The following is a 13,047-nucleotide window of genomic DNA, read 5'->3' on the forward strand; positions in this document are numbered from 1 at the left end:
CCTGGAATTCCAGCTCCTCATCGCTGAGATTGAACAGCTGCTGCAGCACTAGCATCTTGAAGAGGATGAGTGGATCAATCCGCTTCCTGCCTGCATTGCTCTTGCGTTCATGGCTGTAACCTTGCTCAAGCAATGGCCTGAAGGCCTCCCAGGGAATCGCCTCAGATAAGGTCGCTAACGTAGGCTTCTTCTTCTGAAGTCTGTGGATGCGCTTCTCCTCATCCCAGAATCCACGCTGTCCCATTCTGCTATACCAAGCTGAATCGATTCTATGCCATATCTAACAAGCTGTCAGGGCGTGGCGAGGATTTTTCGAGGTGCCCTTGAGTTCATGCGCAATGACTCTACTGGTGATGCCAGAATCTGTGGTTCCCTGGCTTCGCTGGCCGGACTGGAATCGGCTCTTGAGAAGGGAGATCAAGGACTGATTGATCTGGCTATCAACAAGATTCTGCTACTCAACGGGATCATTTTCTCGTTTGGTGGAATCCCCCTGATATACAACGGGGACGCCCTCGGCTTGCTCAACGATTACAGTTACATCAACGATCCCAGCAAGGGCAATGACAGCCGTTGGGTGCATCGCGCCAAGATTGATTGGGAGAAGGCCGCTCGCCGCAACCAGCGCGGCACGGTGGAGTGCACGATCTTCACGGCGATGAAGCGGATGATTGCCATTCGTAAGGAAATCTCTGCTTTTGCCGACTTCAACAATCGGGAGCTGCTGCATTCTGATAATGAGCACCTTCTCTGCTTCCTCCGGTACAATCATCTCAGGAGTTCCGAAAAGGTGTTCGTCATCGCCAACTTCGACGATGGGCCCCAACGGCTTGAGCTCGATAGCTACAGCCGCTACGGCATCAATCCGCGAGCGAAGTACTGTGATCTCTACAGTGGTACAAGCCCGTCTCAGCATGATGGGAGTATCGCTCTTCGTGGCGGTCAGTTCTACTGGCTGAGTGAGATCTGAGGTGTCTTAGAAGCTTGCCTCGCTTACCTCAGTCCAGCAGGCGCACCTGATCTCCCACTCTCATTTCGCCGGGCTCGCTCACGCTTAAGCGAATGCCGGCCACCACATTGTTGTGGCGCGCTGTGGCCCGCAGGATCTCCAGATTGTCCGGTAGGTCTCCCTGGCTGAGGGTTGTCACGACGCAGCGCGGGCAGCCATCGCTCACCTGCAGGCGCAGGGTCTCCCCGACCATCAGGCTGCGCCCGATCCACGACTCCTCCACGAAGCCGCTGGTACCCGGTTCCGGGCGGATCAGCAGATTGGGGCGGAAGCGCTCCACAGCGAAATCCAGCTGGGGCTCCAGCTGTCGCAGCCGCTCCAGGCTTGCGGTGCTGATGGCATGGACTGGGCAGGAATCGAAAAAGGTGCCGCTGGGAAGCACGAGTTCGTTGACCACATCCTGAAAAGCTCGCTCCTGCACAGCTGGCCAGTACTGATCAAGGCTGGCCCCCTCCGGCGCCTGATCCAGCAGGCTCACCTGCCGGCCCAGGCGCTGGGAGAGCCAGCTGTTGACGTCTGGATCGCTGCTGACCACGCTGGCGCGCCTTCCGCCCATCTCCCCCTCGGCGGGAGCCGTGATCGTCACGCCTGTTGGGCCCGAGGCTGGATCGGCCGATTCCAGGCAGCGGGCCATGAAGCCAAGCAGGTTCTGCCAGAGCCTTGGATTCTTGGCGCTGGCCACCCGGCCGGTGGCATGGTCCCAGAGGGCGTAGTCCCGGTCGCCGAGGAGGCCGCTCCGCCCCACTCTCGCCACCTGGAGAGGTTCGCCCAGCATCGATTTCACCGGGTAGCGCCAGAGCGCCTCAACCCGTCCCACCACTTCTCCCGCCGCTTGCTCTGCCATCGCCGCCGCTGTGTCCACGTGCACCAGCATTCCAGCTGTCGTCCCTGGCGGGCGGGGTTCAGGGCACACCTTTCCCGCTGCGTCCGCTTCGGCGGATCACTCCTCCAGGGCCACCAGGTCGCGCAGCTGTCCGGGATCCAGGCCTCCGAGCCACTCCTCGCCGCTGCCGACGATGTCTTCCGCCAGACGGGCCTTCTCGCGGATCATGCGGTCGATCTTCTCCTCCACCGAGCCGCTGGTGATGAACTTGTGCACCATCACCCGGTTGGTCTGGCCGATGCGGTAGGCCCGGTCGGTGGCCTGGTTCTCCACCGCCGGATTCCACCAGCGGTCGATGTGGAACACGTGGCTGGCCCGGGTGAGGTTGAGGCCGACACCGCCGGCCTTGAGCGAGAGCAGGAACAGCTGCGGCCCACGGGGGTCGTCCTGGAAGCGATCCACCATCGCCTGGCGTTCGGCCTTGCTGGTGCTGCCATAAAGAAAGGGCACTTCCTGGTGGAAGCGCTGCTGCAGGTGCACCTGCAGCAGATGACCCCATTCGGCGAACTGGGTGAACAGGAGGGCCCGGTCGCCGGCAGCGATCACCTCCTCCACGATTTCCTCTAGCCGCTGCACCTTGGCTGAGCGGGCGCTGAAGCCGGCACCCACCTCTCCTTCCTTGAGCATCAGGGCCGGGTGGTTGCAAACCTGCTTGAGCTTGGTGAGCAGCCCCAGCACCTGGCCGTGTTTCTGGCCAAGCGGAGCCCGCGCGATGGCATCGAGCGTCTCCTCCACGGTGCGGCGGTAGAGCTTGACCTGCTCGGGAGAGAGTCCCACCCACTCCTTCAGCTCCACCTTCTCGGGCAGGTCGGAGATGATCGAGCGGTCGGTCTTGAGGCGCCTGAGGATGAACGGGCCCACCCGGGCCTTGAGGTCGCGCACCGAGGCCATGTCGCCGTAGCGCTCGATCGGCAGGCGATAGCGCTGACGGAAGAACTCCTCCTCCCCCAGCACCTTGGGGTTGAGGAAGTCCATCAGCGCCCAGAGCTCACTCACCCGGTTCTCCACCGGCGTGCCGGTGAGGGCGATGCGGAAGCGGCTCTGCTTGAGGGGGCGTGCGAGCTCCCGGGCCGCCTGTGACTGGCGCGCCGAGGAATTCTTGATCGCCTGGGCTTCATCAATCACCACCCCCTGCCAATCGAGGCTGCCCAGCAACTCGATGTCGCGCTGCAGCAGGCCGTAGCTGGTGAGCACCAGATCCACCCCTTCCAGCTTTTTGTTGAGGGCGGCGACAGTGGAGGGCCGGCGGGGGCCGTAGTGCTCCACCACGTTCAGCTCCGGGGTGAAGGCCTTTGCTTCACGCAGCCAGTTGGTGAGCACCGAGGTGGGGGCCACCAGCAGCACGGGCCGCCTCAGCTCCTGCTCCGCCTTGAGGTGCTGCAGGAAGGCCAGCAGCTGAATCGTCTTGCCCAGGCCCATGTCGTCGGCCAGGCAGGCCCCCTGATCGAAGCGGTGCAGGAAGGCCAGCCAGCCAAGGCCACGTTCCTGGTAAGGCCTCAGCTGGCCGGCGAAACCTTCGGGAGCCGGCAGGGGATCGGGGGCTTTCTGCTGGTGGTACTGCTCCAGCACTGCCTTCAGCCTTGGACCGGGCGTGAAGCTGTGCACCGGCAGCCGCTGCAGGGTCTCCCCCTCGTTGCCGGTCAGGCGCAGGGCGTCATCGAGGCTGAGGACCGGGGCAAGAGCGCAGAACTTCTCGGCGTTGCGCAGGTCTCCTGGCCGCAGCTCAATCCAGGCCCCCTTGTGCTGCACGAGCGGGCTGCGCTTGCCCGCCAGCCGCTCCAGGTCACGCAGGGTGAGCGTGACGCCGCCGATCATCAGATCCCAGTCCCATTGCAGGGTTTCTCCGAGGCTGAAGCCCCTGGAGCGTTCGGGGAGATCGGCCACAATCGAGAGGCCGAGCCGGCTCGCCAGGCCGCCGCTCAGGCTGGGGGGCAGCACCACGCCGACGCCCACGTCGCGCAGTTTCACAGCGGCGGTGCGCACCAGCACGAAGGCTTCGGCCGGGGTGAGCTCCATCCGCTCCGGTGTGGCCGTGTCGAGACCCCGCTCGATCGGCTCGAACACCTGGAGGGCACGCCCCAGTCCCTCCAGCAGCAGTTCACCGGGCTGCTGGAGTTCGGTCTCGCCCAGCTGCAGGCAGCCTGCCCCGGCGGCCCAGACCCCGGCGGCGGGCAGCAGCAGGCTGGGGTCGGCCTCGGCCTGCAGGCTGAAGCGCAGGGGCCAGAGCTCCTCTCCCTCGCCGGGGGTATCGAGCTCGAGGCAGGCCCGGGCCGGCTCCACCCGCCCGGCCACCGCTTCGCGCCAGTGGTGGGTGGCCACCTGCAGGCGTTCGCAGTCGTCGTCCCCCAGGTCGAGGCGGCCATCCCCGGGGCCGAGGGCCCGCTGCCAGGCCGCCAGCAGCGGATCCAGCCCTGCCTCGGTGGGGATGAAGCCCGCACGCATGCGCGCATCCACCAGGTGGGTGAGGATCGAAGCCAGCCGTCGCCGGCCGGACCCCGGCCGCCAGCACGCCATCGCCACCCCGGCCTCCCCCTGGCCCGGCTCCAGAGCCGCAACCGCCACCTGGGGCAGACGCGAGGCCAGATCCTCCAGCCGGCGCCGGTCGTCTTCGCGGTTGATCAGGGGCAGCCAGCGGGCGCGGCCTTCCTCCACCTGGGGCAGTAGCCGGCCCCGGGCCAGCAGGCTCAGCGACCAGCGCTGCAGGTGGCTCCACCAGCGCAGGTCATCGGCCAGGTCGGGATGGTCTCCCGAGAGGGGCAGGCGCCCCAGCCAGAGGGTCGCGGCGCCGGGCTCCAGCCACCAGCCCTCCACCCGCCAGGGCCACCACTCCACCGATTTCGGCAGCGGCTCGCCTGCCTGAAGGGGAAGGCCGCTCCAGCTGCTGCTGTCGGTTTTCTTTTTGCCCCTGGCTGTCTGCCGGCGGCTGGGCAGGCAGAGGGTGGCTCCGGCCGGCCGGAAATCCTCTGTCCAGAGGTCCGCTTCTTCCAGCCAGGCGCCCAGGTCGTCCTGATCGAGGCTGAGGGGGTGCAGGGGCGGCTCGCTGCCTGGGGCCTGGGGTTCCGCCACCCGCCAGGTGTCGGCCCAGAGCAGCAGGCCCGGGCGGTAGCCGCCCCCAAGCGCGGGCACGGCGGCGGTGTCGGCCGACAGCCAAGTGGCGTGCAGCAGGCTCATGGCCGCTGGGCTCGCTCAGACCAGGTGTGGCGTCGCATCGTGAACACCGGCAGCAACCACGGACATTGACCACGGACATCGCCTCGGCTCGCGTGAGCGTGGCGACTCCCAGGGCACTCTGCCGGATGGCGCGCCCCCAGGCCCCAACTCACGGCCGCAGAGGGGGCAGCCAGCGCTGCAGGGCCTGGAGCACCAGGGCGCTGCCAGCCAGGGGCAGCCAGAGCGGCAGCCAGACCAGGAGCAGATCCAGCGCCAGCCCAGGCAGCAGGCGCGGTCCTCCCTGGCCCAGGAGCTCCGCCAAGCCCGGCAGCTCGGGGCTGGTGCCCAGGCTGCGGATGCCGCAGACCGCCCCCACCAGGCCCGCCTGCAGGTGGCTGTCGTCGGGATCCACTCGCTGCAGGTGAAAGGCCAGCAGGCCGTAGAAGAAGCCACACCCCCCCGCCCGCAGGGCCGGCCCCAGTCCCAGGACCAGCGCCAGGGCCAGGGCGGTGGCGCCCGCCAGCAGGGCCCAGGCGATCGACTGCAGGCGCAGCTGGGCGCGGTGGTCGGTTGGGGCTGTCAGGGCGGGCACGGGGACAGCGCGAATCGGGAAGGGCCTGTGCTGGGCGATCATGCCCTCTCCAGGGTTGATTTGCCGCGTCCGGCCATGGCTGCCACCTCCTCCAGCCGCTCCGAGCGGCGCTCATCCCCCCACAGCGGTGCTGAGATCCGCGAGGCCTTCCTTGCCTTCTACGAAGCCCGGGGGCATCGGCGCATGGCCAGCGCCTCGCTGGTGCCAGACGACCCCACGGTGCTGCTCACCATCGCCGGCATGCTGCCCTTCAAGCCGGTGTTCCTGGGGCAGGCCGAGCGCCCGGCGCCGCGGGCCACCAGCAGCCAGAAGTGCATCCGCACCAACGACATCGAGAACGTGGGCCGCACGGCCCGGCATCACACGTTCTTCGAAATGCTGGGCAACTTCTCATTCGGCGACTATTTCAAGACCGAGGCGATGACCTGGGCCTGGGAGCTCACCACCACGGTTTTCGGCCTCGATCCGAAGCACCTGGTGGTGAGCGTCTTTCGTGACGACGAGGAGGCGGCGGCGATCTGGCGCGACACGGTGGGGGTCGATCCCCGGCGGATCGTGCGCCTGGGGGAGGCCGATAACTTCTGGGTGTCAGGCCCCACCGGCCCCTGCGGCCCCTGCTCCGAGATCTACTACGACTTCAATCCCGAGCTGGGTGATGAACACATCGATCTCGAGGACGACAGCCGTTTCATCGAGTTCTACAACCTGGTGTTCATGCAGTTCAATCGCGATGCTGAGGGCAACCTCACGCCGCTGGAGAACAAGAACATCGACACCGGCATGGGCCTCGAGCGCATGGCCCAGATCCTGCAGGGGGTGCCGAACAACTACGAAACCGATCTCATCTATCCCCTGATCGAAACCGCCGCCACCCTGGCGGGGGTCAACTACCGCCAGCTCGATGCCCGCGGCCAGACCTCCCTGAAGGTGATCGGCGACCACAGCCGCGCCATCACCCAGCTGATCGCCGATGGGGTGACGGCCTCCAATCTGGGTCGCGGTTACATCCTGCGGCGCCTGCTGAGGCGGGTGGTGCGCCATGGCCGCCTGCTGGGTATCACCACCCCCTTCCTCACGGCGATGGGGGAGGCGGCGATCGCCTTGATGGTGGATGCCTATCCCCAGCTGGTGGAGCGGCGCGACGCGATCATGGCCGAGCTGGCCCGGGAGGAGGCGAGGTTCCTGGAAACCCTCGAGCGCGGCGAGAAGTTGCTCGCGGATGTGCTCTCCGCAGGGCCGAGCCAGATCAGCGGTGAGCAGGCCTTCGAGCTCTACGACACCTACGGCTTTCCCCTGGAGCTCACTGAGGAGATCGCCGAGGAGCACGGGCTGGCGGTCGACCTGGCGGGTTTCGAGGCCGCGATGGAGGCCCAGCGCCAACGGGCCAAGGCCGCGGCGGTCCGCCTTGATCTCACCCTGCAGGGGGCGATCGAGGCCATGGCCGAGCAGTTGCCCGCCACTGATTTCCGCGGTTACGAGGCCCTGGAGCATCCCAGCCAGGTGATGGCCCTGGTGGCGAACGGGGAGCCGGCCCAGGCCGCCCGGGCGGGGGATGAGGTGCAGATCGTGCTGGATTCCACCCCGTTTTACGGCGAATCCGGAGGCCAGATCGGCGATCGTGGCGTCCTGGCTGGTGGCGTCCCTGGGGCAGGACCCGAGGCCGGTGTGATCGTGCGGATCGAGGCGGTCAGCCACCAGCGCAAGCTGATCGTCCACCACGGCCGGATCGAGCGGGGCGAGCTGGCTCTCGGTGACACCGTGACCGCCCTGGTGGATCGCGCCTGCCGCCGCCGGGTCCAGGCCCACCACACCGCCACCCACCTGCTGCAGGCGGCTCTGAAGCAACTGGTGGATCCCTCGATCGCCCAGGCCGGCTCCCTGGTGGATTTCGAGCGGCTGCGCTTCGATTTCCACTGCCCCCACGCCATCAGTCCGGAGGATCTGGAACGGATCGAGGAGCGGATCAACGGCTGGATCAGCGACGCCCACGCTCTGGAGGTGCGCGAAATGGAGCTGGAGCGGGCCCGCTCGGCTGGAGCTGTGGCCATGTTCGGCGAAAAGTATGGGGATACGGTCCGGGTGGTGGACGTCCCCGGGGTGTCGATGGAGCTTTGTGGTGGCACCCATGTGGCCAACACCGCGGAGATCGGTCTGTTCCGGATCGTGAGCGAGAGCGGGGTGGCCGCCGGCATCCGTCGCATCGAGGCCGTGGCTGGTCCGGCGGTCCTCGACTACCTCAAGGAGCGCGACACCGTGGTGCGAGCCCTTGGAGATCGCTTCAAGGTGCAGCCCGGGGAGATCCTCGAGCGGGTGAGCAGCCTCCAGGACGAGCTGAGGGCCTGTGCCAGGTCGCTGGCGACGGCCCGCTCCGAGCTGGCCCTGGCCCGGGCCTCAGCTCTGGCCGCCGCCGCCCAGGAAGTGGGGAGGTTCCGGGTGCTGGTGGCACGGCTGGATGGGGTGGAGGGTGCCGCTCTGCAGACGGCCGCCCAGCAACTCCAGGACAGACTGGGACCAGGCGGGGCGGTGGTGCTGGGGGGCCTGCCCGCCCCTGAGGAGCCAGGCAAGCTGGTGCTGGTGGCGGCCTTCGGCGCTGAGGTGATCGCTGCCGGGTCGAAGGCCGGCAGCTTCATCGCCGCCGTGGCGAAACGTTGCGGCGGCGGCGGCGGCGGTCGTCCCCAGCTGGCCCAGGCGGGCGGGCGCGATGCAGCCGCCCTCGACCCGGCTCTGGAGCAGGCCCGCGCTGACCTGATCAGCCAGCTCTCATGATCGACCTCTCGTAGCGCTCGCTACAGACCGACTACCTGGCTGGGGATTGGTATCAGTGCCATGCGGCCTCCCCCTGCCCCGCTGGATCCTGATCGCATGATTGATACTCCCGGTGGTACCGCAGATGTCATTCAGGGGCTGCTAGCGGATCTCCATCGGCGCTATTCACTGCTGGAGGACGGAGCTCCTGCTGACTACATCCCGGAGCTGGCCAAGGCTAATCCCTCTGATTTCGGTATCTCGATCACTACTGTGGATGGTCGCGTCTATGAGGTGGGCGATACCCGCAAACCATTCACGATCCAGTCGATCTCCAAGCCATTCGCTTATGGTCTCGCGCTGAAGTTGTTCTCAGACGAGCATATGGCCACGAAGGTGGGGGTGGAGCCCTCCGGGGATGCCTTCAACGCCATCAGCCTTGATCAGAAGTCGGGCCGTCCCCGCAATCCGATGATCAATGCGGGTGCGATCGCCACCACGGCGCAGATCTGGAACCATGATCCCTATCAGGCCGAAGCCCTGATGCTCGACTTCTTCAGCGAGCTGGCCGGGCGGCGCCTCAGCATCGACTGGGCCGTGTTCGAGTCGGAACGTGCCACCGGCCACCGCAACCGGGCGATCGGCCACCTGCTGCGCAATTTCGAAATCATCGAGGATGACCCTGAGGAGTCCCTAGACCTCTATTTCAAGCAGTGCTCGATCACCGTCACCTGCCACGATCTGGCGGTGATGGCCGCCACCCTGGCGTGCCAGGGGCACAATCCCTTCACCGGTTCCCGGCCGCTCACCCCCGAGATCACGGTGCGCATGCTGGCCCTGATGGCCACCTGCGGCACCTACGACTTTGCCGGTCAGTGGCTCTATGACGTCGGCATGCCGGCCAAGAGCGGCGTGGGTGGGGGCGTGCTGGCGGTGGTGCCCGGCAGGCTCGGCATCGCCACCTATTCACCTCCGCTCGATGAGCTGGGCAACAGCGTGCGCGGCATCGCGGTCTGCAACGAGCTCTCCGACAGCCTCGGTCTCAGCCTCTTCAATCAATATCCCCAGACCAGTTCCACGATCCGGCGCTCCTACAAAGGCTCCCAGCGCCAGTCGCGCCGTTGGCGTGCGACGAATCAGGCCAGGTTGCTTCAGGAGCGGCGTGACGCGATCCGGATCGTGCATACCCAGGGGGTGCTCGATTTCGCCGCAATCGAGAGGCTGCTCTCCGAGCTCAGCGAGATCATGTCTGATGCCTGGATTCTGGTGCTGGATTTGGCCCATGTCACGGAGCTTCCGGAGGAATCCGAGGGGCTGTTCCTGAATGAGCTCACGGCTCTTCGGCGCCGGGGAGTGATCGTGCTGTTGGCCCGGGCCCGCCATCTCAGTCTTCCTCGCACGCTCAGCGTGGCCGGGGGGATGGAGGAGATGCCCCAGTTCGAACAGCTGGATCAGGCCCTCGAATGGGCCGAAGATCTGTTGTTGGACTCAACCAAAGGAGAGGATCGCGATCCTCCTTTCAGTTCTGAGATCGATCAGACACTCGGTTTTCTGGGCATGTTGCAACCTGCCCACCGCCAGACCCTGGCCGATCTGATGCAGTGCCGCAGCTTTGCCAAGGGGGATCATGTGATCAAGAAGGGTGATTCTGGGCATGAGCTTTTTCTGGTCCGGGAGGGGCGCTTCACCATCACCGTCGAACTGCGCGGCAGTGACGGGCAGATCTATGAATCGCGCCTGGCCACCTTTGAGCCGGGGATGTGCTTCGGGGAAATCGCCTTTCTCTCCGGCACACCTCGCACAGCGAACGTGACAGCCGATCTCGACGGCAGCTGCTGGGTGCTGGAGCGCCACGATTTCGATAGCCTGCGCCAGTGGGAACCTGATGCTGTCACTGAATTATTGCTGGCCCTCACCCGTGATCTGGGGACCAAGCTCGCTCTTACCAGCTATCAGCTCACCTTGATGGAACATCTGTGAAGCCCCTGCGCCCATGACCCCTCGAGCGATCACCTGGCTGCGGCGCTACGGGGTGTTCGTGGCCTGGGCCAGCGCCTGTGCCCTCGGCTACGGACTCTTCCCGGACATTTATGAGCGCTGGCAGCTGGATCTCTCCTCCCGCACCCAGGAGCTGCGCGGACCACGCAAGCCTCCGTCCGGGGTGGTGATCGTCGGCATTGACGACTACAGCCTTGTGCAGGGGCAGAACGCCGACCTCAGCCAGGACAAGGAGTTGCGCCGCCTGGCGAACTGGCCGTGGCCGCGGGCGATCTACGACAGGGTGCTGGATCGCCTCTTCTCCGCCGGTGCCCGGGTGGTGGGCTTCGACCTTCTCTTCGATGCCCCCAGCAGCCACGGCACCGAGGATGATGCGGCCCTGGCCGCGGCCCTGCGCCGCCACAACGGCCGGGTGGTGCTGGGGGCCCAGGTGTTCGAGAGCCGTGGACGGGTGGGTGGGCTCACCCTCAGCGCCGCCATGCCCTTCCTCAGCGAGGCTGCGGGGCCCCGCAGCTCGGGGTTGCTCAATGGTCTGCAGGATCCCGATGGCTACATCCGCCTTCGCCCCAGCACCTACGCCGAGCAGCTGCGGACGTCGGGGATGCTGGATGTGCCGCCCGGACTCTCCAGCCAGCTGATCGCCAAGGGCCGACTGGCGGAGATCCCACCGCTGCCGATCTTCTCCAACTGGCGGCCTCTGGTGGATCCCTACGGCCCGCCTCGCACGATCCCCACGATCCCGATCTGGGAGGTGCTGGAGTCTGGCAGCTTCGCCCGACTCAATGAACAGGGCACCTTCCGCGATCAGGTGGTTTTGATCGGCCCTACCGCCAGTGTGCTTCAGGACATCCACCGGACAGCCTTCGCTGGCGCCGAGGGCATGCCTGGCGTCGAGATTCACGCCGCCGAGATTGCCAACCGGCTGGAGGGCCGGGCCCTGTACATCCCTCCCACGGCCTGGTATGTGGCCCCCTTGCTGGGTCTGGGGGTCCTGGCTCTGGGACTGGCCAGCGCCCGGGCCGAAAAGCCACAGGTGCGCCTTGGAGCCCTGGCGCTGCTGGCTGGAGTCATGGTGCTTGTGGGACTGATCCTGCTGAGCAGCACTGGGGCCGGCATCGGCTTGCTCGGCATCTCCGCTGTCACCTTTGCCACCGGGTTGGTGAGTGCCGGCGACGCCACGGTGCGGCTGCAGTGGAACCGGCTGCGGCTGCGCCGGATGCTGGAGCGCTACCTCTCACCGGCGGTGGCGGCCCAGATCGCCAGCCAGCCGGAGGAAGCCGATGAAATGCTGGGGGGCAAGGTGTCGGAGGTGGTGGTGTTCATCTGCGATGTACGTGGCTTCACCCAGCGCAGCACCCAGATGAGTCTGGAGGGCAAAGCCAGCGAGTTGGTTCTGCAACTCAATGAGTACTTTGCTGTTGTCGTTGATACTCTTCAGCGCAAGGGAGCGATCATCGACAAATACATGGGTGATGCAGTTCTGGCCGTCTTCGGAGTGCCCCTGAACCGAGGGATGGCGGTGGAGGTGCAGTCGGCGCTGGAGGCGATTCTGGAGCTTCAGGACCAGATGGTGGCCCTGAACCAACGCTGGGCCGACCAGGGCAAGGACCCCTGGGAGCAGGTGATGATCCTGAGCGCGGGGCCTGTGATCAGCGGCAACATCGGCTGCGCCTCGCGAATGGACTACACGGTGATCGGTGACACGGTGAACATGGCCAGCCGACTGGAGGGCGTCGCCAAGCAGTCGGGACGCGACATCATTCTCAGTCGTGTGGTGGGGGAGAATGCAGCACCCGACTGGGCTCTGGAGCGGGTGGGTGAATTCGAGATCCGCGGTCAGGGTGCCCAGGAAGTGTTCACCATGAAGCCCAGGGATTTCTATCAGCAGAAACAGGGCTAAGCTGCCGTCCATCGACCACGTTTAGGCTTCATGAACCATCGCCTTGTTGCAACCTTTGCAGGCGTCCTTCAAATTGGCCTGCTGCAAGCCGTGCTGATGGCGCCCGCCGGCCCGACTCAGGCTGCGGTCTTTGAGCAGGCCACCATCAAGCGGGTTGTGGATGGTCGTGAGGTCTACATCGACGGCAAGGCCGCCAGTGTGAATCAAGTCGCTCGCTCCGGGCAGCAGGTGCGCACAGGCAAGAGCCGGGCTGAGTTGCTCTTCGATCAACGCGCCACAGGGTTTCTGGGCCGCTCCAGTGTCATCACGCTCGGCAACGCCTGCTTCCGCCTCAACAAGGGAGCCGTGCTGGTGAGCGGTCCCCAGAAGGCTTGCCTCGGAACCAAGGTGCTGGGGGTTAAGGGAACCACCTTCGTGCTCACCCGCGCCGACGACGGCCTGTTTGATTTCGTGGTGCTGGAGGGCCAGGGGTACGTGGGCCCTGAGGATGGCTACGAGGAGAAGCAGGAGTCCTCTACTTCCGGCTCTGGGGGGGTAGTAGCCGGCGATCCCTCAGGCAACACCACCTATGTCTGTGCCTGTGAGGTGGCTCGGTTTACCCCAGATGGCGAGTTCGTGAGCCAGGGCAAGCTCAGCCGCAGCCAGTACGAGGCCCTGTTGAGCCGGCACACGACAGGTCAGAGTGACCTTCCCAAAAGCGCTGAGATCAAGGACGCCTTCTCCAAGTGCTACAGCGCCAGCTGATCACTTTCGATCGCGCCGCGACCCGG

Annotated in this window: 9 protein-coding genes; 5 read left to right on the plus strand and 4 right to left on the minus strand. The window is 65.9% G+C overall.

The window, feature by feature from the left end; all coding sequences use genetic code 11:
* Positions 1-244 (minus strand): transposase (locus KBY77_RS06295; protein ID WP_255102719.1); only part of this gene is annotated, 244 nt, incomplete at its 3' end.
* 54 nt (positions 245-298) lie between these two features.
* Here KBY77_RS06295 and KBY77_RS06300 point away from each other — a divergent pair.
* Positions 299-970: a hypothetical protein gene (locus KBY77_RS06300; RefSeq protein WP_255102720.1), complete on the plus strand. Its 672-nt coding sequence runs from the start codon at positions 299-301 to the stop codon at positions 968-970.
* Between the two features lie 28 nt (positions 971-998).
* On the opposite strand, the gene KBY77_RS06305 is transcribed toward KBY77_RS06300, so the two are convergent.
* The 3 genes from KBY77_RS06305 to KBY77_RS06315 form a co-directional block, all read right to left on the minus strand.
* The gene (locus tag KBY77_RS06305; RefSeq protein WP_255102721.1) at positions 999-1,883 is read right to left on the minus strand and encodes an MOSC domain-containing protein; all 885 of its coding nucleotides are present in this window, start codon (positions 1,881-1,883) and stop codon (positions 999-1,001) included.
* Positions 1,884-1,949: 66 nt separating this feature from the next.
* On the minus strand, positions 1,950-5,063 hold the full coding sequence (locus KBY77_RS06310; RefSeq protein WP_255102722.1) for a DEAD/DEAH box helicase: 3,114 nt from the start codon (positions 5,061-5,063) through the stop codon (positions 1,950-1,952).
* 148 nt (positions 5,064-5,211) lie between these two features.
* A complete protein-coding gene (locus KBY77_RS06315) occupies positions 5,212-5,676 on the minus strand; it encodes a hypothetical protein (protein WP_255102723.1) in 465 nt (154 codons plus the stop codon).
* Between the two features lie 33 nt (positions 5,677-5,709).
* Between KBY77_RS06315 and alaS the strand changes: the two genes are divergently transcribed.
* The 4 genes from alaS (at position 5,710) to KBY77_RS06335 (ending at position 13,021) form a co-directional block, all read left to right on the plus strand.
* A complete protein-coding gene (gene alaS / locus KBY77_RS06320; protein ID WP_255102724.1) occupies positions 5,710-8,400 on the plus strand; it encodes an alanine--tRNA ligase in 2,691 nt (896 codons plus the stop codon).
* Between the two features lie 96 nt (positions 8,401-8,496).
* Positions 8,497-10,359, plus strand: a complete 1,863-nt coding sequence (gene glsA / locus KBY77_RS06325) for a glutaminase A (protein WP_255102725.1) — start codon at positions 8,497-8,499, stop codon at positions 10,357-10,359.
* Positions 10,360-10,372: 13 nt separating this feature from the next.
* The gene (locus tag KBY77_RS06330) at positions 10,373-12,277 is read left to right on the plus strand and encodes a CHASE2 domain-containing protein (protein ID WP_255102726.1); all 1,905 of its coding nucleotides are present in this window, start codon (positions 10,373-10,375) and stop codon (positions 12,275-12,277) included.
* Between the two features lie 96 nt (positions 12,278-12,373).
* Positions 12,374-13,021: a hypothetical protein gene (locus KBY77_RS06335; protein WP_255102727.1), complete on the plus strand. Its 648-nt coding sequence runs from the start codon at positions 12,374-12,376 to the stop codon at positions 13,019-13,021.
* Positions 13,022-13,047: the final 26 nt, after the last annotated feature.

The sequence above is a fragment of the Synechococcus sp. Cruz-7E5 genome (assembly GCF_024345995.1).
Taxonomy (GTDB): Bacteria; Cyanobacteriota; Cyanobacteriia; order PCC-6307; family Cyanobiaceae; genus Regnicoccus_A.

Excerpts from the sequence above, each read along its gene's own strand:
- KBY77_RS06315 (WP_255102723.1), bottom strand. The coding sequence starts at position 5,676 with ATGATCGCCCAGCACAGGCCCTTCCCGATTCGCGCTGTCCCCGTGCCC.
- KBY77_RS06305 (WP_255102721.1), bottom strand. The coding sequence starts at position 1,883 with ATGCTGGTGCACGTGGACACAGCGGCGGCGATGGCAGAGCAAGCGGCG.
- KBY77_RS06335 (WP_255102727.1), top strand. The coding sequence starts at position 12,374 with ATGGCGCCCGCCGGCCCGACTCAGGCTGCGGTCTTTGAGCAGGCCACC.
- KBY77_RS06310 (WP_255102722.1), bottom strand. The coding sequence starts at position 5,063 with ATGAGCCTGCTGCACGCCACTTGGCTGTCGGCCGACACCGCCGCCGTG.
- glsA (WP_255102725.1), top strand. The coding sequence starts at position 8,497 with ATGATTGATACTCCCGGTGGTACCGCAGATGTCATTCAGGGGCTGCTA.
- KBY77_RS06330 (WP_255102726.1), top strand. The coding sequence starts at position 10,373 with ATGACCCCTCGAGCGATCACCTGGCTGCGGCGCTACGGGGTGTTCGTG.
- alaS (WP_255102724.1), top strand. The coding sequence starts at position 5,710 with ATGGCTGCCACCTCCTCCAGCCGCTCCGAGCGGCGCTCATCCCCCCAC.